Source organism: Quadrisphaera granulorum (assembly GCF_003149145.1).
Taxonomy (GTDB): domain Bacteria; phylum Actinomycetota; class Actinomycetes; order Actinomycetales; family Quadrisphaeraceae; genus Quadrisphaera; species Quadrisphaera granulorum.
Genome location: NZ_QGDQ01000022.1, coordinates 19,499 through 43,957, shown reverse-complemented (window position 1 = coordinate 43,957; position 24,459 = coordinate 19,499). Strand labels below are relative to the sequence as shown.

Here is a 24,459-nt window from a genome sequence, read left to right as displayed (position 1 = left end):
GACGTCCCGATCCGACTGACCTTGACCTCACCTGGAGCGATCACATGACCAACGCGAACCTCGCCGCCCTCTCCGAGGCCGGCGTCGCCGTCTGGCTCGACGACCTGTCCCGCGAGCTCGTGCAGACCGGGCGCCTCGCCAGCCTCGTCGCCGAGTACAGCGTCGCGGGCGTCACGAGCAACCCCACGATCTTCGCGACCGCCCTCAAGAAGGGCGACCGCTACGAGGACCAGGTCCGCGAGCTCGCGACGGCCGGCGTCGACATCGACGAGGCCGTCTTCCAGATCACCACGCGCGACGTGCGCGAGGCGTGCGACGTGCTGCGCCCGATCCACGACAAGACCGGTGGCAAGGGCGACGGCCGCGTCTCCCTCGAGGTCGACCCGCGCCTGGCGCGCGACACCGCCGCGACCATCGAGTCGGCCCGCGTGCTGTGGTCCGCCGTCGACCGCGAGAACCTCTACATCAAGATCCCCGCGACCGTGGAGGGCCTGCCGGCCATCACCGCGGCGATCTCCGAGGGCATCAGCGTCAACGTCACGCTGATCTTCTCCCTCGACCGCTACCGCGCCGTGATGAACGCCTTCCTCACCGGCCTCGAGCAGGCCCGCGAGAAGGGCATCGACCTGGCCCCCATCGCGTCGGTGGCGAGCTTCTTCGTCTCCCGCGTCGACACCGCGATCGACCCGCAGCTCGACAAGATCGGGACCGACGAGGCGAAGGCGCTGCGCGGCAAGGCCGCCCTGGCCAACGCCCGCCTGGCCTTCCAGGCGTACGAGGAGGTCTTCTCCTCCCCGCGCTGGCAGGTGCTCGCCGAGGCCGGCGCTCAGGTGCAGCGCCCGCTGTGGGCCTCCACCGGCGTCAAGGACCCGGCCTACCCGGACACCCTGTACGTCAGCGAGCTCGTCACCGACGGCGTCGTGAACACCATGCCGGGCTCCACCATGGAGGCCTTCGCCGACCACGGCACGGTCACCGGTGACACGATCAAGGGATCCTACGCCGAGGCCGAGCAGGTCATGGACGGTCTGGAGCGCCTGGGCATCTCCTACACGAAGGTCGTCGAGGACCTCGAGACCGAGGCCGTCGACAAGTTCGAGAAGTCCTGGACCGAGCTCGGCGACTCCGTCCGCGACGAGCTCGAGCGCGCGGCTGCCCTGGCCGGCGGTAGCAGCCACGAGTGATTGTTTCGCTGCAGATCGTTACCGCTCGTCGCATGTCCGGTCAGGTGAACCACTGATGTCCCTCTACCGCCCTGGCCTGGGCACGGGGGTCGCGCAGAACCCGCTGCGCGACCCCCGCGACAAGCGGCTCTCTCGCATCGCCGGTCCCTGCGGCATGGTGATGTTCGGGGTGACGGGCGACCTTGCCCGGAAGAAGCTCATGCCGGCCATCTACGACCTCGCCAACCGCGGGCTGCTGCCGCCGGGGTTCTCCCTGGTGGGCTTCGCTCGGCGCGACTGGGCCGAGCAGGACTTCGGGCGGATCGTGTACGACTCGGTGCGCCAGCACTCCCGCACGCCGTTCCGGGAGGAGGTGTGGGCCCACCTCGCGGAGGGCTTCCGCTTCGTCCCGGGTGAGTTCGGCGACGCCGCGGCGTTCACGCAGCTCGCCGAGGTCGTGCGCGACCTCGACGCCCAGCGCGGCACCGGCGGCAACCACGCCTTCTACCTGTCGATCCCCCCGGGCGCCTTCCCGCTGGTGTGCCAGCAGCTGGCCGCGTCGGGCCTGACCGACCCGGTCGAGGGGTCGTGGCGGCGAGTGGTCATCGAGAAGCCGTTCGGGCGTGACCTCGCCACCGCGCGCGAGCTCAACGCCGTCGTCGGTGGTGTCTTCCCCCAGGACTCGGTGTTCCGCATCGACCACTACCTGGGCAAGGAGACGGTGCAGAACCTGCTGGCGCTGCGCTTCGCCAACCAGATGTTCGAGCCGCTGTGGAACTCCAACCACGTCGACCACGTGCAGATCACCATGGCCGAGGACATCGGCATCGGCGGCCGCGCGGGGTACTACGACGGCATCGGCGCCGCCCGTGACGTCATCCAGAACCACCTGCTCCAGCTCCTTGCACTGACCGCCATGGAGGAACCGGTCTCCTTCTCTGCCCGCGACCTGCGGGCCGAGAAGGAGAAGGTGCTCTCGGCGGTGCGCCTCCCGGCAGACCTCGACGCCCACACCGCCCGCGGGCAGTACGCGCCGGGCTGGCAGGGCAGCGAGCCGGTCAAGGGCTACCTCGAAGAGGACGGCATCCCGCAGGACTCCACCACGGAGACCTACGCCGCGGTGACCCTGGAGGTCGACACCCGGCGCTGGGCCGGGGTGCCGTTCTACCTGCGGACCGGCAAGCGCCTGGGACGGCGCGTCACCGAGATCGCCGTCGTCTTCAAGAAGGCACCCCACCTGCCCTTCGAGTCGACGGCCACCGAGGAGCTCGGGCAGAACGCCCTCGTGGTGCGCGTGCAGCCCGACGAGGGCGTGACCCTGCGCTTCGGCTCGAAGGTGCCGGGCACGCAGATGGAGGTCCGCGACGTCACGATGGACTTCGGGTACGGGCACTCCTTCACCGAGTCCTCCCCCGAGGCCTACGAGCGCCTCATCCTCGACGTGCTCCTCGGAGACCCGCCGCTGTTCCCCCGGCACGAAGAGGTCGAGCTGAGCTGGCGCATCCTCGACCCGGTGATCAAGCACTGGGAGTCGCAGGGCCAGCCCCCGCCGTACGCCTCGGGTTCGTGGGGTCCGCAGCAGGCGACCGACATGCTCGCCCGCGCGGGTCGCACCTGGAGAAGGCCGTGAACGCCAGCGGGGCCTCCTGCACCGACCACTCGTCCGAGGAGGGCGTCCGTTGATCGTCGACATGCCCCGCACCTCGACCGCCGCCATCGCCAAGCGGCTCGTGCACCTGCGTGACAGCGGCGGTGCCGTGGCGCTCGGCCGGGTGCTGACGCTCGTGGTCCCCACCGACGACGAGCACGCCGAGGCCGCCATCGAGGCCGCCAACGACGCCAGCCGGGAGCACCCGTGCCGGATCCTCGTACTGGCAGCCGCCGACGAGCGTGGAACCTCCCGCCTGGACGGTCAGATCCGGGTGGGCGGTGACGCGGGCGCCAGCGAGGTGATCGTGCTGCGCAGCTACGGGCCGCTCACCGGTCACGGCGCGTCGATGGTCATCCCGCTGCTGCTGCCCGACGCGCCCGTCGTGGTGTGGTGGCCCGGCGAGGCGCCCGAGCACCCCGCCACCGATCCCATCGGCTCGATGGCGCAGCGGCGCATCACCGACGCGGCGGCCAGCCCCGACCCGGTGGCTGCGCTGCACCGGCTCGCGGCCCACCACGTGCCGGGCGACACCGACTTCGCGTGGTCGCGCCTGACGCTGTGGCGGGGTCTGCTCGCCGCCGCGTTCGACCAGGTCCCGGCCGACGTCGTGACCTCCGCGACGGTCACCGGCGCCAGCAACAGCCCCAGCACGGAGCTGTTGGCGGCGTGGCTGGCGCTCGCGCTGCAGTGCCCGGTGACGCGAGTCAGCGGGCCCGCCGGGGGCGGCATCGTCGGGGTCCGGCTCGAGCGGCCCTCGGGCGTCATCGAGCTGGCCCGCCCCGACAGCCGCGTGGCCACCCTCACCCAGCCGGGGCAGCCCGAGCGGCGGCTGGCGCTGCCGCGGCGGTCCAACCGCGACTGCCTCGCCGAGGAGCTGCGCCGCCTCGACCCCGACGACATCTACGGCGAGGTGCTCACCCACGGCCTCGCGGTGCTGGACGCCGAGGCCGACAGCCACGTCGGCCTGGCGGAGGCCCATGCAACGGGCCGTGGGCCCGACGTCGCCGAACAGCTGCGCCACGGTGCTGAGCTCGACGCCGCCGCGCACGTCCGTGCCGCGGCCATCCAGGCCACACCGTCCGTCACGGACAAGGCTCCGGCGACTGCGCCGGACAGGACGCCGGAGAAGGTCTCGCAGAAGGCCACCGTCGGAAAGGACGCGTCATGACCTTCGGGTCCCGCTCGGCGGCCGAGGTCGTCGTCCACCCTGACAAGAACTCGTTGGCGGCGGCCGTGGCCGCCCGGCTCGTCGTGCGCGTCCTCGACGCGCAGGTCCGGCGTGGACGCGCGTCCGTGGTGCTCACCGGCGGCACGGTCGGCATCCAGCTGCTGCGCGAGGTGGCCTCCTCCCCCGCATCGCACGCGGTGGACTGGTCACGGGTGGACCTGTGGTGGGGCGACGAGCGGTTCGTGACCTCCGACGACGGCGACCGCAACGCCGTCCAGGCCCGCGAGGCGCTGCTCGACACCCTCGCGACGCAGGGGCTGCGCGAGGACGCCGTCCACGTGATGCCTGCCACCGACGATGCTGACGTCGACAACCCCGCCGATCCCGACGCGGCAGCCGCCCGCTACGCGGCCGAGCTCGCCGAGGCCGCTCGCGCCGAGGGCGTCGGTGGCTCGGTGCCCGTCTTCGACGTGCTCATGCTCGGTGTCGGCCCCGACGGGCACGTGGCGAGCCTCTTCCCGGAGCACCCGTCGCTGAAGGAGGGGCAGGAGGCCGGGCGGGAGGTCATCGCCGTGCGTGACTCCCCCAAGCCTCCGCCCACCCGCCTGTCGCTGACGCTGCCCGTGATCACCTCTGCCGAGGAGGTGTGGCTCGTGGTGGGCGGCGCCGACAAAGCTGACGCGGTGGCCGAGGCCCTCGCTGGCCCCGGCCGGCTGCCGGCGAGCCTGGTCAGCGGCACGCGGCGCACGCTGTGGCTGCTCGATCGCGACGCGGCGAGCCAGCTGTGAGGGCGCTTCGCACGCTCGGCAACGGGACTGACACGTTCTGGGGATCTCCGTCACCCACCTGCCCTAGCGTCTCCTCGTGAGCACTCCTCCTGTGGATCCGACCACCACTTCCGCCTGGGCCGGCCTCACGGCCCACCACGCGGCTGTCACCCCTGACCTGCGCGCCTGGTTCGCCAAGGACCCCGAGCGGGCCCGCAGGCTGACCTTCGACGCTGCCGACCTCCACGTCGACCTCTCCAAGAACCTCATCACCGACGCGACGCTGTCGCTGCTGGTGAAGCTGGCCGAGGAGGTCCGCCTTCCGGAGCGGCTGGCGGCGATGTTCGCCGGGGAGCACATCAACGTCACCGAAGACCGTGCCGTGCTGCACACGGCGCTGCGCCGTCCGCCGCACGCGACGCCGGCGCTGGTCGTCGACGGCCAGGACGTCGACACCGACGTCCAGGAAGTCCTGGCGAAGGTGTCGGCGTTCGCGGACGACGTCCGCTCGGGCGCCTGGACGGGCGTCACGGGCGAGCGGATCCGCACCGTCGTCAACATCGGCATCGGCGGGTCCGACCTGGGACCGGTGATGGCGTACGAGGCGCTGAAGGCCTACAAGCACCCCGAGATCGAGCTGCGGTTCATCTCGAACATCGACCCGACCGACCTGGCCGAGACCCTGGTCGGCCTCGACGCCACCTCGACGCTGTTCATCGTCGCCTCCAAGACCTTCGGGACCCTGGAGACGCTGACCAACGCCCGTCTGGCCCGCGCCTGGCTGTGGGAGCAGCTCATCGCTGCCGGTGCGCTGAAGGACGACGACGACGCCCGCCGCGCGGCCGTCGCGAAGCACTTCGTGGCCGTCTCCACCGCGCTGGACAAGGTCGCCGACTTCGGCATCGACCCGCAGAACGCCTTCGGCTTCTGGGACTGGGTCGGTGGCCGCTACTCCGTCGACTCCGCGATCGGCACCTCACTGGCGGTGGCCATCGGTCCGGACGCGTTCCGGGAGTTCCTCGCCGGGTTCCACGCCATCGACGAGCACGTCCGCACCGAGCCGCTCGCCACGAACGTGCCGGTGCTCATGGGCCTGATCAACGTCTGGTACGTCAACTTCGTCGGTGCCCACACGCACGCGGTGCTGCCGTACAGCCAGTACCTGCACCGCTTCGCCGCGTACCTGCAGCAGCTGACGATGGAGTCCAACGGCAAGTCGGTGCGCTGGGACGGCACCCCGGTGACCACCGAGACCGGTGAGGTCTTCTGGGGCGAGCCCGGCACCAACGGGCAGCACGCCTTCTACCAGCTGATCCACCAGGGCACGCGCATCATCCCGGCCGACTTCATCGCGTTCGCCAACCCGGCGCACCCGCTGCAGGACGGCGACGTCGACGTCCACGCCCTGTTCATGGCGAACTTCTTCGCCCAGACCAAGGCGCTGGCGTTCGGCAAGACCGCCGAGGAGGTGCGCGCCGAGGGCACCGCGGAGGACGTGGTGTCCGCTCGGGTCTTCAGCGGGAACCGCCCCACCACCTCCATCCTCGCGGCGTCGCTGACCCCGTCGGTGCTGGGTCAGCTCATCGCGCTGTACGAGCACATCACGTTCGTCGAGGGTGTCGTGTGGGGCATCGACAGCTTCGACCAGTGGGGCGTCGAGCTGGGCAAGAAGCTGGCCCTGGAGATCGCTCCTGCCCTCACCGGAGACTCCGCGGCGCTGGAGTCGCAGGACCCGTCCACGCGGGAGCTCATCGAGTACTACCTGGCGCAGCGCACGGTCTAGTTGCTCGGGCTGTAGCAGCAGAGCACGCAGAGGGCCCCGGGACGATCGTCCCGGGGCCCTCTGCGTGCTGCGCTGGTGTGAGAGTTCGCTGGTGTCAGAGACCGCTGGTGTCAGAGACCGCGCTTGGCGCGGTGCTTGGCGAGGGCCGCCTCGAGGATGGCCTTGCCGTCGCTCTCGGAGCGGCGCTCCTTCACGTACGCGAGGTGCGTCTTGTACGGCTCGGTCTTGGGCGGCTGGGGCGGGTTCGCCCGGTCCTGCCCGGCCGGCAGCCCGCAGCGCGGGCAGTCCCAGGTCTCGGGGACCTCGGAGCCGGAGTCGTACGCGAAGCTCGGCTGCGTCTCGTGCGAGTTGGCGCACCAGTACGAGACACGGCGCCGCGGGGCGGCGTCACCGCGCTCGGCCTCGCCCATGGGACCGGCGCCGACACGGCTGCCTCGGATCGCGTTGCCACCTGCCACGGTGATCCCTTCGTCTGCAGGAGTGGAGGGTCAGGAACCGCTGGGGTCGAAGCGCTCGACCAGGCCCAGCGCGACGACGACGGCCGCCCAGAGCACGGCGTTGGCCACGGTGATGCGGTTGAGGTTGCGCTCGGCCACCCCGGAACCGCCCACGCTGGCCGACATCCCGCCGCCGAACATGTCCGACAGACCGCCGCCCTTGCCCTTGTGCAGGAGGATCAGCAGGGTCAGGAAGAGGCTCGTCAGCGCCAGGAGAACCTGGAGCACGATCCGCAGGACAGTCACAGCCGACCAGGGTACTTGCTGGTGAGCCCCACGGTGACCGCCATCACGCAGGTGGCGGTGCCCGATGTGGTCCCGGGGAGCGTGCTCGGGACGCCGATCAGGAGGGTGCTCCGCCCGTGACGATGCCGGCGAACTCGCCGGCATCGAGGCTGGCGCCGCCGACGAGGGCGCCGTCGACGTCATCCCCGGCCATGATCGCGGCGACGTTGGACGACTTCACCGAGCCCCCGTAGAGCACGCGGACGGCGTCAGCGACCTCGGCGCCGTGCTGGTCGGCCAGACGGGCGCGCAGCGCCGCGCAGACCTCCTGCGCGTCATCGGGGGTGGCCACCTTGCCGGTGCCGATGGCCCACACCGGCTCGTAGGCGACGACCACCTTGGGCAGGTCTTCCGCGGAGACGCCGGCTAGGGAGCCGTCGAGCTGGCTGACGCAGTCGGCGACGTGCTCGCCGGCCTCGCGGACCTCGAGGCTCTCCCCGAGGCAGACGATCGGGGTCATGCCGTGCTCGAGCACCTTGGCGGCCTTCGCGGCCACGAGGGCGTCGTCCTCGCCGTGGTACTGGCGGCGCTCGCTGTGACCGACGACGACGTACTGCACGCCGAGGCGCGCCAGCATCGAGGCGGCGACCTCGCCGGTGCGGGCGCCCGGCTCGTGGGCGGAGACGTCCTGGGCGCCCAGGCCCAGCTCGAGCTTGTCGCCCTCGATGAGGGTCTGCACCGAGCGCAGGTCGGTGAACGGGGGGATGACGACGGCCTCGACGGCCTTCGGGTCGTGCTTGGCGTCGCGCAGCGTCCACGCGAGGCGCTGGACGAGGGCGGTGGCCTGCACGTGGTCGACGTTCATCTTCCAGTTGCCGGCCATGAGCGGGGTGCGGGCCACGGGGGTCCTCCTGTGCTGGGACGTCGGTGTCGTGGGTCTGTACGTGAGTGAGTCGGTATCAGCGCGTAGGTGGGCTCCCCGCCCGCACGCATCGAGGGGTGCGGGCGGGGAGCCGCGGGACTGCCGTCAGGAGAGGACGGACAGCCCCGGGAGGGTCTTGCCCTCGAGGTACTCCAGGCTGGCGCCGCCGCCGGTGGAGATGTGGCCGAAGTCGCTGTCGGCGAAGCCGAGCGAGCGCACGGCCGCGGCGGAGTCTCCGCCGCCCACCACGGTGAGGCCACCAGCGCGGGTGACCTCGACGAGGGCCTTCGCGAGCTCGCGGGTGCCCTCCGCGTACGGCGCCATCTCGAACGCGCCCATGGGCCCGTTCCAGAACACCGTGCGGGTGTCGGCGAGCTTCTCGGCGAACAGCGCCGAGCTGGCCGGGCCGATGTCCAGGCCCATCCGGTCCGCCGGGATCGCGTCTGCGGCGACGACCTCGTGGTCGGCGTCGGCGGAGAACGCGGTGGCGGCGATGACGTCGACCGGGAGGACGACCTCGACGCCGCGCTCGGCGGCGGTGGCGAGGTAGCCCTTGACGATCTCGATCTGGTCGGCCTCGAGCAGGGACTTCCCGACCTCGTGGCCCTGGGCCGCGAGGAAGGTGAAGACCATGCCGCCGCCGACGAGGAGCCGGTCGGCGGTGCCGAGGAGGTTCTCGATGACGGCGAGCTTGTCGGAGACCTTCGCCCCGCCCAGCACCACGGCGTAGGGGCGGGCCGGGTCGGTGGTGAGGCGCTGCAGCACCGCGGTCTCGGCCTCGACGAGGCCGCCGGCGGCGTGCGGGAGCAGCTGGGCGACGTCGTAGACGCTGGCCTGCTTGCGGTGCACCACGCCGAAGCCGTCCGAGACGAAGAGCCCCTCGTCAGGCCCACCGACCAGCGCGGCGAGCTCTCCGGCGAAGGCGGCACGCGCGGCGTCGTCCTTGCTGGTCTCACCGGCGTTGAAGCGGAGGTTCTCCACGAGCAGCAGCTCGCCGTCGCCGAGGGCGTCGGCGGCCTCCTGCGCGGAGCCGCCCACCGTCACGTCCGCGAAGTGGACCGTGGTGGAGGGCAGCAGCTCGCGTACCCGCTCGGCGACGGGGGCCAGGGAGTACTTCGCCTCCGGGGCCCCCTTGGGGCGGCCCAGGTGCGCGACGACGACGACGCGGGCGCCCGCGTCGAGCAGGCGCTGCCACGTCGGCACGGAGGCACGGACGCGGCCGTCGTCGGTGATGGTCGTGCCGGAGAGCGGCACGTTGAGGTCGGAGCGGACCAGCACCCGGCGGCCGCGCAGATCACCCTGCGCGGCCACCAGGTCGTCGAGAGAGGTCAGAGCCATCTTCGTGAGGAAGGAGGCTCAGGCCCCGACGAGCTTCACCAGGTCGACGAGGCGGTTGGAGTAGCCCCACTCGTTGTCGTACCAGCCGACGACCTTCACCTGGTCGCCGATGACCTTGGTCAGGCCGGCGTCGAAGATGCAGGAGGACGGGTCGGTGACGATGTCCGAGGACACGATCGGGTCGGTCGTGAACTTGAGGTAGCCCTTGAGCGGGCCCTCGGCGGCGGCCTTCACCACGGAGTTGACCTCGTCGACCGTGGTCTCGCGACCGACGGTGACGGTGAGGTCGGTGGCGGAGCCGGTCGGGACCGGGACGCGCAGCGCGTAGCCGTCGAGCTTGCCCTTGAGCTGCGGGAGCACCAGGCCGATCGCCTTCGCCGCACCGGTGGAGGTGGGGACGATGTTGATGGCGGCGGCGCGGGCGCGGCGCAGGTCGGAGTGCGGGCCGTCCTGCAGGTTCTGGTCCTGCGTGTAGGCGTGCACGGTGGTCATGAGGCCGCGCAGGATGCCGAACTCGTCGTCGATGGCCTTGGCCATCGGGGCAAGGCAGTTCGTGGTGCACGACGCGTTGGAGATGATGTTGTGGGCGGCGGCGTCGTAGTCGCCGTCGTTCACGCCCATGACGATGGTGATGTCCTCGTTCTTCGCCGGGGCGGAGATGATGACCTTCTTGGCGCCACCGTCGATGTGGGCCTTCGCCTTGGTGGCGTCGGTGAAGATGCCGGTGGACTCCACGACGACGTCCGCGCCCAGGTCACCCCAGGGCAGCTCGGCGGGGTTGCGCACGGCGAGCGCCTTGAAGCTCTTGCCGTTCACGGAGATCTCGTCGCCAGCGGTGGAGACACCCTCGAGACGGCCGAGCACCGAGTCGTAGGCGAGCAGGTGGGCGAGGGTCGCGTTGTCCGTGAGGTCGTTGACGCCGACGATCTCGACGTCAGCGCCCGACGCCGCGACGGCGCGGAAGAAGTTGCGGCCGATGCGGCCGAAGCCGTTGATGCCCACGCGGATGGTCACAGAGCGCCTCCTGGAAGGGGTGGCATTGGTCGCCCCAGACCCTAGGGCACCTCAGGCGTCGAGCATGTCCGGGGTCAGGTTGGCCTCGGTGCCGGGGATGCCCAGCTCCTGGGCCTTGCGGTCGGCCATGGCCAGCAGCCGGCGGATGCGGCCCGCGACGGCGTCCTTGCTCATCGGAGGGTCGGCCAGGGCGCCCAGCTCCTCCAGGGAGGCCTGCTTGTGCTCCAGGCGCAACGTGCCGGCGATGCGCAGGTGCTCCGGGACGTCCTCGCCGAGGATCTCCAGCGCCCGCTCCACGCGGGACCCGGCGGCCACGGCGGCCCGGGCCGAGCGGCGCAGGTTGGCGTCGTCGAAGTTGGCCAGGCGGTTGGCGGTGGCGCGCACCTCCCGGCGCATGCGCCGCTCCTCCCACACGAGCTTGGCGCCATGGGCGCCCAGGTGGGTCAGGAGGTCACCGATGGCCTCGCCGTCGCGGATGACCACGCGGTCGGTGCCGCGCACGTCGCGGGCCTTGGCCTGGATGTCCAGGCGGCGGGCGGCGCCCACGAGCGCGAGCGCGGCCTCCGGCCCGGGACAGGTGATCTCCAGCGCCGAGGAGCGCCCGGGCTCGGTGAGGGAGCCGTGCGCGAGGAACGCCCCACGCCACGCGGCCTCGGCGTCGCAGACCGCACCGGCCACCACCTGCGGCGGCAGACCGCGCACGGGGCGACCGCGCTGGTCGAGCAGGCCCGTCTGGTGGGCCAGCGACTCGGCGTTGTGCACCACCCGCACGACGTAGCGCGAACCCCGCCGCAGACCGCCACCGGCGACCACGAGCACCTCGCTTGGGGCGCGGTACACGTCTGCGAGATCACGCCGGAGCCGCCGCGCAGCGGCACCGGTGTCGAGCTCGGCCTCCACGACCACGCGGCCCGCGATGATGTGCAGACCCCCCGCGAAACGCAGCAGGGCCGAGACCTCGGCCTTGCGGCAGCAGGAACGCTGGACCGGAAGACGGCTGAGCTCGTCCTTCACCTGTGCCGTCAGTGCCATGTCAGACATGGTGCCATTGCGACACGCCCGGGGAGGCGACTCGCCGAATTCCACCGTTGTGACTAGGTCGACGCGATCAGGAAGGACGGCCCCGGAGCCCTGGTCAGACCTGGTTCATCTGACCGCTGAGCGACCGTCGAACGCCCCTCGAGCGATCGTCACGCGACGTCGCCCCAGGAGCCCTCCAGCACGTCCCGCATGGCTGCGGCGAGCCGCAGCGGGTCGTGGACGGCCGTCCGCCCGCGCCGCACCTGCCGCAGCACCAGGCGCGCCCCGGCCTCCTCGGCGGCCGCCGCGAGCTCCTCGACGTCCTCCACGGCGCTCGGGTCGGCCAGGACGACGTCGAAGCGCAGCCCCCGCGCGTGCGCGGTGAGTGCCCGCACGTGCGCGGCCGGGCTCAGGCCCCGGGTCTCGTTGCGCTCGCTGACGAGGTTGAGCACGAGGCAGCGGCGGGCGGGCGTCTCTCGCAGCGCCGCCGCCAGGTCAGGCACCAGCAGGTGCGGCATGACGCTGGTGAACCAGCTGCCCGGACCGAGCACCACCCAGTCCGCGGCGCGCACCGCTTCGACCACCTCGGGGCGTGCGGGCGGGTCGGCGGGCAGCAGCCGCACCTCCTCCACCGTGCCGCGCGTGGTGGCGACAGCCGCCTGGCCCCGCACCAGCTCCACCCGCGGCGGCGACGAGCGACCTCCGCTGACCCGCACGTCCGCCTCGATGTCCAGCGGCACCGACGACATCGGCAGCACGCGCCCGCGGGCCCCCAGGAGGCGCCCGACGAGGTCGAGGCCCTCCACGCTGTCGCCCAGGCGCTGCCACAGCGCGGCGATGAGCAGGTTGCCGACCGCGTGCCCGGCCAGCGGGCCCTCGCTCGTGAAGCGGTGCTGCAGCACGTCACGCCAGGTGCGACCCCACTCGGTGTCGTCGCACAGCGCCGCGAGCGCCATCCGCAGGTCACCGGGCGGCATGATGCCGAGCTCCTCGCGCAGACGTCCGCTGGAGCCGCCGTCGTCGGCGACGGTCACCACGGCGGTGATGCGGTCGGAGAGGTGACGCAGGGCCTGCAGGGAGGCGGACAGGCCGTGGCCGCCTCCGCACGCCACGACCGCGGGGCCGGTGCCGGGTTGCAGCCCGGCACTCAGCCCGGCGCCGGGTGCGACGCCTGGCCTCACGCCACCCTCACTCTCGGCCTCATTCCCGGCCCAGGTCGCGGTGGGCGACGCGCAGCACGGGCCGGTGGTGCTCTTCGCCCCCCGACGACGAGGACGAGGACGACGACGTGCGCTCCTCGGCGAGTGCCTCCAGCCGGGCTGCGAGCGCCTCGGTCATGGCTACCGAGCGGTGCTTGCCGCCGGTGCAGCCGATGGCGACGGTGGCGTAGCGGCGGTGCTCGCGCTGATAGCCGTCGATGACGGGCTGCAGGGCGGCGGCGTAGCGGGTGAGGAAGTCCTCGGCGCCGTCCTGGCCGAGCACGAAGCTGCTCACCGGCTCGTCGCGGCCGGTGAGGGGCCGTAGCTCGGGGATCCAGTGGGGGTTGGGCAGGAACCTCACGTCGACAACGTGGTCCGCGTCGGTGGGCAGCCCGTACTTGAAGCCGAAGGACAGCAGCGTCAGGCGCAGGCGGGTGGCCTCGGCCTCCCCGAACGCCCGGGTGATCGACGCGGCCAGCTGGTGGACGTTGAGGTCGGAGGTGTCGATGACGACGTCGGCGGCGGCGCGCAGGTCGCGCAGGAGCTCCCGCTCGGTCTCGATGCCGTCGAGGATGCGCCCCTCCTCCTGCAGCGGGTGGGGGCGGCGCACGGACTCGAAGCGGCGCACGAGGGCGGCGTCGCTGGCCTCGAGGAAGAGGATGCTGCGCCGCACCCGGACCGCGGCGAGCGCGGCGGCCAGGTCGGCGGAAAAGCCGCGGCCGCGGACGTCGAGTACGACCGCGACCTTGGGGACCGGGTCGGAGGCCTGGGCGGCCAGCTGCGCCAAGGGGCCCAGCATCTGCGGGGGCAGGTTGTCGACGACGTACCAGCCCAGGTCCTCCAGGACGTGGGCGGTGGTCGACCGGCCGGCACCCGACAGGCCGGTGATGACGAGCAGGTCGTGCTCGCCCTCGGGTGGGCTCTGGTTGCCGTCGGCCCGGCTGCTTTCGGAATGGCTGCTCTCGGCCTGATCGTCGTCCTGGGGCTGCGGGTGCTGCGGCGGCGCGCTCACGCACTCATCCTGGCCCATGGGCGTCAGTCCACGAGCTCCCCGGTGGCGGTGTCGACGGCGGGAGCCGGAGCGTCACCCGCGAGCGCGGCGAGGACAGCGGCCGCCGTGGCGGGGCCCACGCCCGGGACTTCGGCGACCTGCTCGGGGGTGGCCGCGCGCAGCGCCTTCAGCGTGCCGAAGCGCGCCATGAGCGCCTGCTTGCGCGCGGGCCCGAGGCCGGGCACGCCGTCGAGGGCACTCGTGGTCATGCTCTTGCTGCGCTTGGCACGGTGGGCGCTGATGGCAAAGCGGTGGGCTTCGTCGCGCAGGCGCTGCAGCAGGTAGAGGCCCTCGCTGGTGCGGGGCAGGACGACGGGGTGGTCCTCCCCCGGCAGCCACACCTCCTCCAGGCGCTTGGCCAGGCCGCAGAGGGCGACGTCGGTGACGCCGAGGTCCGCGAGCGCTGCCGCGGCAGCCTCGACCTGCGGCTGGCCGCCGTCGACGACGACGAGCTGCGGCGCGTAGGCGAAGCGGCGCGCCCGCCCCGTGGTGGGGTCGATGCCCGGCTGGACCTCGGCGCTCACCGGCCCGCTGACCTGCTCGACGCGCTCACCGCCCCCACCCTCGGCGGCCTGCTGCTCGAGGTGCCGACGGAACCGGCGCCTCAGGACCTCGTTCATCGACGCGAGGTCATCCGTCCTGCCGTCGGGCCCCTCCCCGCGGACGTTGAACTTGCGGTACTCGCTCTTGCGCGGCAGGCCGTCCTCGAAGACGACCATCGAGGCGACCACTTCGGATCCCTGCAGGTGGGAGACGTCGTAGCACTCGATGCGCAGCGGCGCCTCGTCCAGACCGAGGGCCTCCTGCAGCTCCTGGAGTGCCAGGGAGCGCGAGGTCAGGTCGCCGCCGCGGCGGGTCTTGTGGAGGTTCAGGGCGCCGACGGCGTTGCGCTCGACGGTCTCCAGCAGCGCGCGCTTGTCGCCGCGCTGCGGCACGCGCACCTCCACCCGGGATCCCCGCAGCCGCGACAGCCAGGCAGCGGTCTGCTCGGGGTCGGTGGGCTCGACCGGGACGAGCACCTCGCGGGGAACCTGCTCCGATCCGCCAGCAGCACCCCCGCCGTCGTCGTCCTGATCAGCCGAGTCTCCGTAGACCTGCTGCAGCAGGTGGTGGACCAGGTCGGCCGTGGTGAGGTCCTCGACCTTCTCCACCACCCAGCCGCGCTGCCCGCGGACGCGGCCGCCGCGCACGTGGAAGACCTGGACGGCAGCCTCGAGCTCGTCCTCGGCGAGGGCGAAGACGTCGGCGTCGGTGGCGTCGGGCAGCACAACGGCGCTCTTCTCGAGCGCCTTGCGCAGGGCGCCGGCGTCGTCACGGAGCCGGGCGGCACGCTCGAAGTCCATCTCGGCGGCCGCCTCGCGCATGGCCGCCTCGACGCGCTTGACGTACTTGGACGTGGACCCGCCCATGAAGTCGGCGAACTCCTGCGCGAGCGCGCGGTGCTCCTCGGGGGTCACCTTGCCCACGCACGGTGCGGAGCACTTGTCGATGTACCCGAGCAGACATGGCCTGCCCACCTGGCCGGCGCGCTTGAAGACGCCGGGCGAGCAGGTGCGCACCGGGAAGACGCGCAGGAGCAGGTCGACCGTCTCGCGGATGGCCCAGGCGTGGGCGTAGGGCCCGAAGTAGCGGGTGCCCTTGCGCTTGGCGCCGCGCATCACCTGCACCCGCGGGAACTCCTCACCCATCGTCACCGCGAGGTAGGGGTAGGACTTGTCGTCGCGGTACTTGACGTTGAAGCGCGGGTCGAACTCCTTGATCCAGGAGTACTCCAGCTGAAGGGCCTCGACCTCGGTGCTCACCACGGTCCACTCGACGCTCGCGGCGGTGGTGACCATCGTGGCGGTGCGGGAGTGCAGCTGGTGCAGCGGCTGGAAGTAGTTGGCCAGCCGCTGCCGCAGGCTCTTCGCCTTGCCGACGTACACCACGCGGCCCTGCGGGTCGCGGAACCGGTACACGCCCGGGGAGTCGGGCACCTCCCCCGGCTTCGGTCGGTAGGAGGCGGGATTCGTCACCCGTCCAGCGTAAGCAGCGCCGCTGACAACGCTGACAACGCTGACAGCTCCGACTCCTCCGCCGCCACCCCCTGCCGCCGGTCAGCCCATGCGGCGCGGGTCCGCGGGCAGGCGCGGGTTGAGCAGGTGCGCGACGAGCGCCGTCCACCCTGTCTGGTGCGTGGCGCCGAGGCCCTCGCCGGTGTCGCCGTCGAAGAACTCGCTGAAGGTCACCTGGTCACGCCACAGCGGGGAGTCGCTGGCCTCGATGCGGTCTCCGTCGGCGGGGCGCCGCCCGCCCTTGCCGGGGTCGGGGCGGAACAGGGCCGTGAGGCCACCGTCGATGAGGTCAGCGGCCTGGTCGAGGGTCACCACGTTGCCGGAGCCTGTGGGCACCTCGATGGTGAAGGTGTCGCCGTAGTGGCGGCCCATGGTCCGCAGCTTGTCGGCCAGCAGCACGTTCACCGGGAACCAGATCGGGCCGCGCCAGTTGGAGTTGCCGCCGAAGAGCCCGGTGCGGCTCTCCCCCGGCTCGTACTCCAGCGACACGTCACGGCCGCCCACATTGGCGTACACCTGCCCCGTCGAGCGCGACAGCGAGCGGATGCCGTACGGGCTCCAGAACTCCTCGGTGTCGAACATCCGCTGGAGGATCCGGCGCAGCCGCTCGGGGCCCACCAGCGACAGGAGCATCCGCCGTCCGTCGGGTCCGGACCGCGAGCGCAGCGGACCCATGACCTCGGGCCGGCGTCGCTGGAGCCACCGCAGCCGGGTGGTGACGTCGGGGCACTCGGTGGAGATCCACGAGGGCACCTCGGTGGCCCCGAGGATCGGCAGCAGGCCGACCATGGAACGCACGCGCAGCGGCTCGGCGTGACCGGAGGGGTCGACGAGGACGTCGTAGAAGAAGCCGTCGTCGTCGTGCCAGAGCTTCGCGCCCCGCGTACCGAAGCTGTTCATCGCCTCGGCGATGGACAGGAAGTGCTCGAGGAACTTCGTGGCGGTGTCGTCCCAGGCCTTGTCGTGCCGGCTGAGCTCGAGAGCGATCTTGAACATCTGCTGGCAGTAGAACGCCATCCAGCTGGTGGCGTCGGACTGCTCCAGCCGGTACCCGGGCGGCAGCGGCGCGGACCTGTCGAACAGGGCGATGTTGTCCATCCCCAGGAAGCCGCCCTCGAAGAGGTTCGAGCCGGAGGCGTCCTTGCGGTTGACCCACCACGAGAAGTTCAGCAGGAGCTTGGTGAAGACGCGGATGAGGAAGTCGCGGTCGCGGTAGCCGTCGATCCGGTAGACGTGCCAGGCGGCCCAGGCGTGCACGGGCGGGTTGACGTCGCCGAACTCCCACTCGTAGGCGGGGAGCTGGCCGTTGGGGTGCATCGCCCACTCGCGGCACATGAGCACCAGCTGCTCCTTGGCGAAGTCGGGGTCGACGTGCGCCAGGGGGATGGTGTGGAAGGCGGTGTCCCAGGCCGCGAACCAGGGGTACTCCCACTCGTCGGGCATGGAGATGACGTCGGCCAGGGCGACGTGGCGCCAGGTGGTGTTGCGCCGCCCCGTGGCCTCCCGCTCGGCGGGTGCGGGCGCGACCGGGTCTCCGTCGAGCCACTGCGCCACGTCGAAGCGGTACAGCTGCTTGGTCCAGAGCAGACCGGCGTAGGCGCGGCGCGCGATGTGCCGGTCGGCGGCGGGCAGGGACGGGTCGATGACGGTGGTGTAGAACTCGTCGGCCTCGGCGCGACGATTGGCGACGACGTCGTCGAAGCTGCGACCGAACGTGCTCGCTGTCGGGTCGGACGGGGTCAGGCGCAGGCGCACGGTGACGGTCTCACCGGGGGCGACGCTCTTCCAGTGGTACCAGAACGCGGCCTTGGTCCCGGTGTCGGCGGGGTTGATGCCGGAGGAGTCTCCCTGCACCACGGCCCTGTCGATGCCGTCCTTGGGGTAGCGCGCACTGGCGCGCTTGTCGTCGAAGAGCAGCCCGGCGTTGGTCTCGTTGTCGCAGAAGAGCACCGCCGGTGACCCCTCGGCGGCCAGCACGTAGCGGCCCAGGTAGCCGTGCTCGGCCTCGACGGCCTCCAGGCCCGGCACCGTCAGCGTCGGGGCGAGGAGCTGCGTGATCACGCCGCGGCGCATGTCGCGCCCCCACGACCAGGTGTTGCGGAACCACAGCTGCGGGAGCAGGTGCAGCGGCGCGGCCTCGGGGCCGTGGTTGGTGGCCTCGATGACGACGCACACGTCGTCCGGGGCCGCCTTGGCATAGGTCACCGTGACGTCGAAGAACCGGCTCTCGTCGAGCACGCCGGTGTCGGCGAGCTCGAACTCCCGCTCGTGGCGGCCCCGGCGCGCGTTCTCCTCACGCAGCCGCGCGTAGGGGAACTCCGCCTGCGGGTAGCGGTAGAGCCACTGCGCCCAGGAGTGGGTGGGGGTGCCGTCGACGGCCCACCAGTGCTCCTTGGCGTCCTCGCCGTGGTTGCCCTCCTCGTTGGTGAGGCCGAACAGGCGCTCCTTGAGGAACGGGTCCTTGCCGTTCCACAGGGCGACGGCGAGGTTGAGGAAGCCGAACCTGTCGCAGAAGCCGCCCAGGCCGTCCTCGCCCCAGCGGTAGGCGCGCGACCGCGCGTGGTCGAAGGGGAAGAAGCGCCAGGCGTCGCCGTCCTGGGAGTAGTCCTCGCGGACGGTCCCCCACTGGCGACCGGCCAGGTAGGGACCCCACAGGCGCCACGGGCCAGCCGACCCGGTGCACTCGGCCAGGCGGGCGTGCTCCGCGGTCGGTGGGGGCGAGGCGGGCTCGGCGTGGTGGCCGATGGGCGCCGCCGTCTCGTCGACGGGAAGACCCGCCGGCGCGTCCGCGCCGGCAGCCGAGGCCGCACCTGGAGTCGCGGCGGGGACGGCACCCGCAATCGGGCCTGGCGTCACACCTGGGGTCGCGGCGGGCGTCGCGTCAGCGGGCGGGAGGTCTGGCAGACCGGTCGCTGCGGTCGCGGCGGCGTCGCGAGCGGCGCCGGCGGCAGGACCACCGGAGGAAGCGGGGGGCACGGAGACACCCTGCCACCTGCACGCCGAGCGCGTGGTCATCGGCCCACGACCCGCGCGCGTTCATACTTCGGCAACAGGAGTATCTTCGCGATCGTGCCACGGACCGGGCTCCAGGAGCCCTCCTTCCTCGTCCTCACCGCGCTCGCCGCGGGACCGCTGCACGGGTACGCGATCCTCAAGGACGTCGAGACCACGTCCTGCGGCTCCGTACGCCTCGGGGTCGGAACCCTCTACGGGGCGCTCGAGCGGCTGGCCGAGCGCGGTCTGGTGGAGGTGGCCTCCGAGGAGGTGGTCGACTCACGGCTGCGGCGCAGCTACCGGCTCACCGAGGACGGCGCCGGAGTGCTCGCCGCCGAGGCGAGTCGCCGCCAGCAGCAGAGCGCCGCCGCGCTGGCCCGGCTGGGCCGTCGCGGCGCCCTGGGGTGGACCTCGTGAACCGCCGCGGCGCCCGCTCGTCGTCGTCCTCCTCACCTTCCTCCCCCTCGGAGCCGCAGCAGGCGTCGCCGCAGGAGCCGCTGGAGACGTCCTACCGCCGGTGGCTGCGCCTCTTCCCCCGCGACTGGCGCCGCCGGCGCGAGGAGGAGGTCCTGGCCGTCCTCCTCGACGCCGCTGCGGAAGGTCAGCAGCGCGCCACGTCCGCCGAGCGCGCCGACCTGCTCCGAGCCGCCGCGGGAGCGCGGGCGACCGCTGGCGCGCGGGCAGCTCGCCGCGCTCCGGGGAGGACCGCCGGGCTGGTGGTGCTCGTCGTCGGGACAACACTGGCGCTCCTGCCCGCAACGACGGCAAGCACGGTGGGGCCGGAGGCGCTGGCCGCCGGGCTGCCCCGGCAGCTGCCCGGATACTCCTACGCGACGGAGTCCGTCTCCTCGTCGCCGCCGGGCACGGCGCTGGCCCTCTACCAGCAGGGGTACGGCGTCGAGTTCGCCGACTTCCCCCAGGCGGTCGTGGTGGGTGCCGGAGGCTCGGTCCGCCGTCTCGACCTCGCCGAGGGGCGAGGCGAGGGTGCCCAGGGAGACCCGGGCGCGATGCTCCTGTCACCCGACGGCACGCGCGTGGCGGTCGGTCGTTACGACGCCGAGCGAGCCGACGTCGCGATCCAGGACCTGCGTACCGGTGAGGTCGTCCGCAGCCGGGTGCTCGGCAGCGGCGCGGTGCTCCCCGTAGCGTGGTCGCCGGACGGGCGGCAGCTGGTCGCCCTGGTGCTGGCGGCCGGGTTCAATCCCTACGGCGGCGACGGCGGCCCGCCCGCAGGCACCCCGGTGGTCCTGAACGCCGACGGCTCGGCAGGACCCGCGCTCGCCGGCGCCCCGGAGCTCGTCGAGGCAGCGGAGTGGACGCCCGACGGCCGCTCGCTGCTCCTCACGGACGAAGCCGGGGTGGTGACGAAGCTCGGCGCCGCCGCGCCGGAGGACGGTTCGGCCGGCGCACCGGCTGCCGCCCCGTGGACGCTCCCGTTCCCCGCCGGGCCGAACGCCTGGTCACCCGATGGAGCCCTCCTGGCGACGTCGGGGACCTGCCCCTACCGCGGCTCCGACGTCATCCCTCCCCGCGCGCCAGGAGAGGGAATCACTGTGCCGGCGACCGGCCTGGTCCTGGTTCCCACCGGCGGCGCGGCGTCGCCAGCGCCGCACTGCCTTCCCGACGGCCGAGGGTACATGGCGTTCCTGGGGTGGGCCGGAGCGCGGACCGTCGTCGTTGCGGTGAGCGCCGACACCGAAGGGACCGAGACCGACCCCGTGCCGATCATCGCCGTGAACGTGGACACCGGCGAGCGCACCCGGCTCTCGGCGATCCCGACGTCGGGCAACTTCGCGGTGTCGCGCCTTCAGGTGCCCTCGGCGGTGCTGGCAGGGTCCCTCCAGCGGCCGGGGGCGGCGCCAACGACGGCGTGGGACCACGGGCGCGGCGACCTCGCGCTCCGCATCGCCGCCGTGGCGGCGCTGGCGGGCGGTGTGGCACTGGCCGTGGCCGCAGCTGCCGCCGCAGGTCGAAGCGCAGCCGCCCGGCTGCGCGCGTCGAGCAGCCGGGCGAGCAACGGGTCGAGCACCGGACGGGACCCCGGCACCACCTGACGCGCGCCCTGAGGCGCCGCCCGAGGCGCCAGGGCGTCCTGTCAGCCGATGACGAGCTGGTCGCCGTTCGGGGTCACCGTCAGCGACGGCAGCGGAGCGGTAGCCGGACCCTGCGTTACCGCGCCGCCGTCGCCGGCGTCGAAGACGCTGCCGTGCAGGGGGCAGCGGACCTCGGTGCCGCTGTCGGCCTGGACGATGCCGCCGGCGTGGGTGCACACCGCGGAGAACGCGACGTACTGCCCGGCGCTCGGCTGGGCCAGGACGACCTTCTCACCGCCCGCATCGACGACGACGGCCGTGCCCTCGGGCACCTCCGACGCGGCGACCGAGGCCCCCGAGCCCCCGCCCGACCCGGCGGCACTACTCGCCTCGCCGGTACCACCGGACGCAGTGTCGCCCCCCGGGGCCGCGGGCTCGCCCGTGCCACCGCACGCCGCGAGCAGGCCGACCGCGCCGAGTGCAGCCCCACCCACTCCAGCGCGCTGCAGCAGCGCGCGGCGGGAACAGGGGAGCATCCGTGAGTCGGTCGCCGAAGCACTCGGCGCAGAAGCACTTGGCACGGTGGCGTCGGCACGATCAGTCATGGCGGAGCGGGACTCGGCTGTCTGCAGTTCCGTCGTCATGACACGAGGCTAGGCGCTGAAGCTCCGTGCTTCCTGAGATCGAGCTTCTCTTCCCGCTGACGCGCTGCCTCCAGCACCGGCACGAGGAAGCGCCCGGTGTGACTGCCGGTCTTCTCGTGGGTGGTGGCGAGCTGCTCGGGCGTGCCGGCAGCGATGAGTTTGCCGCCTCCGGAGCCGCCCTCCGGGCCCATGTCGAGCACCCAGTCGGCGCTCTTGATGACGTCGAGGTTGTGCTCGATGACGATGACCGTGTTGCCCTTGTCGACGAGGCCCTGGAGCACCTCCAGGAGCTTGCGGACGTCCTCGAAGTGCAGTCCCGTGGTCGGCTCGTCGAGCACGTAGACCGTGCGGCCCGTGGAGCGGCGCTGCAGCTCGCTGGCGAGCTTGACGCGCTGTGCCTCACCTCCGGACAGCGTCGGCGCCGGCTGACCGAGACGCACGTAGCCGAGGCCGACGTCGACGAGGGTGCGCAGATACCTGGCGATGCGGGGGACCGCGGCGAAGAACTCCGCGGCCTCCTCGATGGGCATGTCGAGGACGTCAGCCACGGTCTTGCCCTTGAAGTGCACCTCGAGGGTCTCGCGGTTGTACCGGGCGCCGTGACACACCTCACAGGGCACGTACACGTCCGGGAGGAAGTTCATCTCGATCTTGATGGTGCCGTCACCGCTGCAGTGCTCGCAGCGACCGCCCTTGACGTTGAAGGAGAACCTGCCGGCCTGGTAGCCGCGGACCTTCGCCTCGGTGGTCTCGGCGAACAGCGACCTCACGACATCCCAGACCCCGGTGTACGTGGCGGGGTTTGATCGGGGCGTACGTCCGATGGGGCTCTGGTCGACGTGGACGACCTTGTCGAGCTGGTCGACGCCTTCCACACGCGTGTGGCGTCCCGGCACCTGGCGGGCGCCGTTGAGCCGGTTGGCCAGCACCTTGTAGAGGATGTCGTTGACCAGGCTCGACTTGCCCGACCCGGACACACCGGTCACCGCGGTGAAGACGCCCAGCGGCACCGCGACGTCGATGCCCCGCAGGTTGTTCTCGCGCGCACCCACCACCGTGACGACACGGCCCTTGTCGACAGGGCGGCGCTCGGCGGGCAGGGGGACGGCGCGACGCCCGGCAAGGTAGTCACCCGTCATCGAGGAGGTGTTGGCGAGCAGGTCGGCGACGGGACCGGAGTGCACCACCTGCCCACCGTGCTCACCAGCCCCCGGGCCGATGTCGACCACCCAGTCGGCCACGTGGATGGTGTCTTCGTCGTGCTCGACGACGATGAGCGTGTTGCCGAGGTCACGCAGGCGCGTGAGGGTCTCGATGAGGCGGCGGTTGTCGCGCTGGTGCAGGCCGATGCTCGGCTCGTCGAGCACGTAGAGCACGCCCACCAGGCCCGATCCGATCTGGGTGGCCAGGCGGATGCGCTGCGCTTCACCGCCTGACAGCGTTCCGGAGGCGCGATCGAGGGAGAGGTAGGTCAGGCCGACGTCGACCAGGAACTGGACCCGCGCCAGCACCTCCTTGAGGACGGCGGCCGCGATCTGCGCCTCGCGCGCGGTGAGCTCGAGGGTGTCGAGCCAGGAGCGCAGCTCCGCGACCGGCAGCGCACACGCCTGGGCGATGGACTTCCCGCCGACGGTGACCGCCAGCACCTCCGGGCGCAGCCGCGCGCCGCCGCACACCGGGCACGGCACCTCGCGCATGTACCCCTCGAGACGCTCGCGCGAGCTGTCGGACTCCGTCTCGGAGTGGCGGCGCTTGATGAAGGGCAGCACCCCCTCGAACCCGGTGGTGTAGGAGCGCTCACGGCCCCACCGGTTCTTGTAGGTGACGTGGACGTCGTAGCCCTCGCCGTGGAGCAGCGCCTGCGTGGCCCGCTCGGGCAGCGCCCGCCACGGCACGTCGACGGAGAACCCGAGCTGCTCGGCCAGGCCCCCGATGAGGCGCTGGTGGTACTCGCTGCTGCCTGCCCCGTTCCACGGGGCGATGGCTCCCTGCGCGAGGGTCTGGTCGGGGTCGGGGACGACGAGCTCGGGGTCGACCTCGAGGCGGGTGCCGATGCCGGAGCACTCCGGGCAGGCTCCGTACGGGGCGTTGAAGGAGAACGTCCGCGGCTCGACCTCCTCCAGGGCGAGGGGGTGGTCGTTGGGGCAGGCGAGCTTCTCGGAGAAGCGCATCACGGTCGGCCCGTCGCCCTGGGCGGTCTCCTCACCCGCCCGCGCCACGAGCTCGACCAGGAGGACACCATCGGCCAGGCCCAGCGCGGTCTCCACGGAGTCGGTGAGGCGGCGCTGCACGCCCTCGCGCATGACGAGCCTGTCGACGACGACCTCGATGGTGTGCTTCTTGCGCTTGTCCAGCGAGGGCCTTGACGCTGCATCCGACAGCTGCAGCGTCTCGCCGTCGACCCGCACGCGGGCGTAGCCCTTGGCCTGCAGCTCCGTGAAGAGGTCGACGAACTCGCCCTTGCGGCCGCGCACCACGGGTGCCAGCACCTGGAAACGGGTGGCCTCCGGCAGCTCCAGCAGCCTGTCGACGATCTGCTGGGGCGTCTGGCGGGCCACCGGCTCACCGCAGGTCGGGCAGTGGGCTCGCCCGGCGCGAGCCCACAGCAGGCGCAGGTAGTCGTAGATCTCGGTGATCGTGCCCACCGTCGAACGGGGGTTGCGGCTCGTCGACTTCTGGTCGATGGAGACCGCGGGTGACAGACCCTCGATGAAGTCGACGTCGGGCTTGTCCATCTGCCCGAGGAACTGCCGGGCGTACGCGGACAGCGACTCGACGTAGCGGCGCTGCCCCTCGGCGAAGATCGTGTCGAAGGCCAGGCTCGACTTGCCCGAGCCCGAGAGCCCGGTGAAGACGATCATTTTGTCGCGGGGGAGGTCCAGGGAGACGTCCTTGAGGTTGTGCTCACGGGCGCCCTGGACGACGAGTCGATCCAC

At 72.2% G+C, this 24,459-nt stretch carries 19 protein-coding genes; 7 read left to right on the top strand and 12 right to left on the bottom strand.

Features of this window, described 5'->3' with window-relative positions; translation table 11 throughout:
- Positions 1–44 precede the first annotated feature (44 nt).
- From tal to pgi, 5 genes are all read left to right on the top strand, one after another.
- Positions 45–1,184: a transaldolase gene (gene tal / locus BXY45_RS16155; RefSeq protein ID WP_109775552.1), complete on the top strand. Its 1,140-nt coding sequence runs from the start codon at positions 45–47 to the stop codon at positions 1,182–1,184.
- A 55-nt stretch (positions 1,185–1,239) separates the two neighbouring features.
- Positions 1,240–2,793 (top strand): glucose-6-phosphate dehydrogenase, encoded by a 1,554-nt coding sequence (gene zwf / locus BXY45_RS16150; protein WP_109775551.1) that lies wholly within the window; start codon positions 1,240–1,242, stop codon positions 2,791–2,793.
- Positions 2,794–2,854: 61 nt separating this feature from the next.
- Positions 2,855–3,982: a glucose-6-phosphate dehydrogenase assembly protein OpcA gene (locus BXY45_RS16145; RefSeq protein WP_245961868.1), complete on the top strand. Its 1,128-nt coding sequence runs from the start codon at positions 2,855–2,857 to the stop codon at positions 3,980–3,982.
- On the top strand, positions 3,979–4,770 hold the full coding sequence (gene pgl / locus BXY45_RS16140; protein WP_109775549.1) for a 6-phosphogluconolactonase: 792 nt from the start codon (positions 3,979–3,981) through the stop codon (positions 4,768–4,770). The genes BXY45_RS16145 and pgl overlap by 4 nt, the downstream gene beginning before the upstream one ends.
- Before the next feature lie 76 nt (positions 4,771–4,846).
- Positions 4,847–6,532 (top strand): glucose-6-phosphate isomerase, encoded by a 1,686-nt coding sequence (gene pgi / locus BXY45_RS16135; RefSeq protein ID WP_109775548.1) that lies wholly within the window; start codon positions 4,847–4,849, stop codon positions 6,530–6,532.
- Between the two features lie 110 nt (positions 6,533–6,642).
- Here pgi and BXY45_RS16130 read toward each other — a convergent pair whose 3' ends face one another.
- The 10 genes from BXY45_RS16130 to BXY45_RS16085 form a co-directional block, all read right to left on the bottom strand.
- Positions 6,643–6,990 carry an RNA polymerase-binding protein RbpA gene (locus BXY45_RS16130; protein WP_109775547.1) on the bottom strand — a complete coding sequence of 116 codons (348 nt, stop codon included), beginning with the start codon at positions 6,988–6,990 and terminating at the stop codon, positions 6,643–6,645.
- A 30-nt stretch (positions 6,991–7,020) separates the two neighbouring features.
- Positions 7,021–7,275 (bottom strand): preprotein translocase subunit SecG, encoded by a 255-nt coding sequence (gene secG, locus BXY45_RS16125; RefSeq protein ID WP_109775546.1) that lies wholly within the window; start codon positions 7,273–7,275, stop codon positions 7,021–7,023.
- A gap of 97 nt (positions 7,276–7,372) precedes the next feature.
- Positions 7,373–8,137 carry a triose-phosphate isomerase gene (gene tpiA / locus BXY45_RS16120; RefSeq protein ID WP_342799573.1) on the bottom strand — a complete coding sequence of 255 codons (765 nt, stop codon included), beginning with the start codon at positions 8,135–8,137 and terminating at the stop codon, positions 7,373–7,375.
- Positions 8,138–8,281: 144 nt separating this feature from the next.
- The gene (locus tag BXY45_RS16115) at positions 8,282–9,514 is read right to left on the bottom strand and encodes a phosphoglycerate kinase (RefSeq protein ID WP_109775544.1); all 1,233 of its coding nucleotides are present in this window, start codon (positions 9,512–9,514) and stop codon (positions 8,282–8,284) included.
- 18 nt (positions 9,515–9,532) lie between these two features.
- On the bottom strand, positions 9,533–10,528 hold the full coding sequence (gene gap / locus BXY45_RS16110; RefSeq protein WP_109775543.1) for a type I glyceraldehyde-3-phosphate dehydrogenase: 996 nt from the start codon (positions 10,526–10,528) through the stop codon (positions 9,533–9,535).
- 51 nt (positions 10,529–10,579) lie between these two features.
- Entirely contained in the window at positions 10,580–11,560 is a 981-nt protein-coding gene (gene whiA, locus BXY45_RS16105) for a DNA-binding protein WhiA (protein WP_109775542.1), read from the bottom strand.
- 158 nt (positions 11,561–11,718) lie between these two features.
- The gene (locus BXY45_RS16100; RefSeq protein ID WP_170131559.1) at positions 11,719–12,729 is read right to left on the bottom strand and encodes a gluconeogenesis factor YvcK family protein; all 1,011 of its coding nucleotides are present in this window, start codon (positions 12,727–12,729) and stop codon (positions 11,719–11,721) included.
- A gap of 19 nt (positions 12,730–12,748) precedes the next feature.
- On the bottom strand, positions 12,749–13,777 hold the full coding sequence (gene rapZ / locus BXY45_RS16095; RefSeq protein WP_109775541.1) for an RNase adapter RapZ: 1,029 nt from the start codon (positions 13,775–13,777) through the stop codon (positions 12,749–12,751).
- 5 nt (positions 13,778–13,782) lie between these two features.
- Positions 13,783–15,813 (bottom strand): excinuclease ABC subunit UvrC, encoded by a 2,031-nt coding sequence (uvrC, locus tag BXY45_RS16090; RefSeq protein WP_109775540.1) that lies wholly within the window; start codon positions 15,811–15,813, stop codon positions 13,783–13,785.
- An 81-nt stretch (positions 15,814–15,894) separates the two neighbouring features.
- Positions 15,895–18,597, bottom strand: a complete 2,703-nt coding sequence (locus BXY45_RS16085) for an MGH1-like glycoside hydrolase domain-containing protein (protein ID WP_425468335.1) — start codon at positions 18,595–18,597, stop codon at positions 15,895–15,897.
- A gap of 324 nt (positions 18,598–18,921) precedes the next feature.
- Here BXY45_RS16085 and BXY45_RS16080 point away from each other — a divergent pair, with 324 nt between their 5' ends.
- Both BXY45_RS16080 and BXY45_RS16075 read left to right on the top strand, forming a co-directional pair.
- Positions 18,922–19,263, top strand: a complete 342-nt coding sequence (locus tag BXY45_RS16080) for a PadR family transcriptional regulator (RefSeq protein WP_109775538.1) — start codon at positions 18,922–18,924, stop codon at positions 19,261–19,263.
- Positions 19,251–20,900, top strand: a complete 1,650-nt coding sequence (locus BXY45_RS16075) for a WD40 repeat domain-containing protein (RefSeq protein WP_146211238.1) — start codon at positions 19,251–19,253, stop codon at positions 20,898–20,900. Before BXY45_RS16080 ends, BXY45_RS16075 begins: the two co-directional genes overlap by 13 nt.
- 41 nt (positions 20,901–20,941) lie before the next feature.
- Here the strand turns inward: BXY45_RS16075 and BXY45_RS16070 are convergent, their stop codons facing one another.
- Positions 20,942–21,415 (bottom strand): QcrA and Rieske domain-containing protein, encoded by a 474-nt coding sequence (locus BXY45_RS16070; RefSeq protein WP_109775536.1) that lies wholly within the window; start codon positions 21,413–21,415, stop codon positions 20,942–20,944.
- Between the two features lie 104 nt (positions 21,416–21,519).
- Positions 21,520–24,459 carry an excinuclease ABC subunit UvrA gene (gene uvrA / locus BXY45_RS16065; RefSeq protein WP_177524102.1) on the bottom strand — a complete coding sequence of 980 codons (2,940 nt, stop codon included), beginning with the start codon at positions 24,457–24,459 and terminating at the stop codon, positions 21,520–21,522.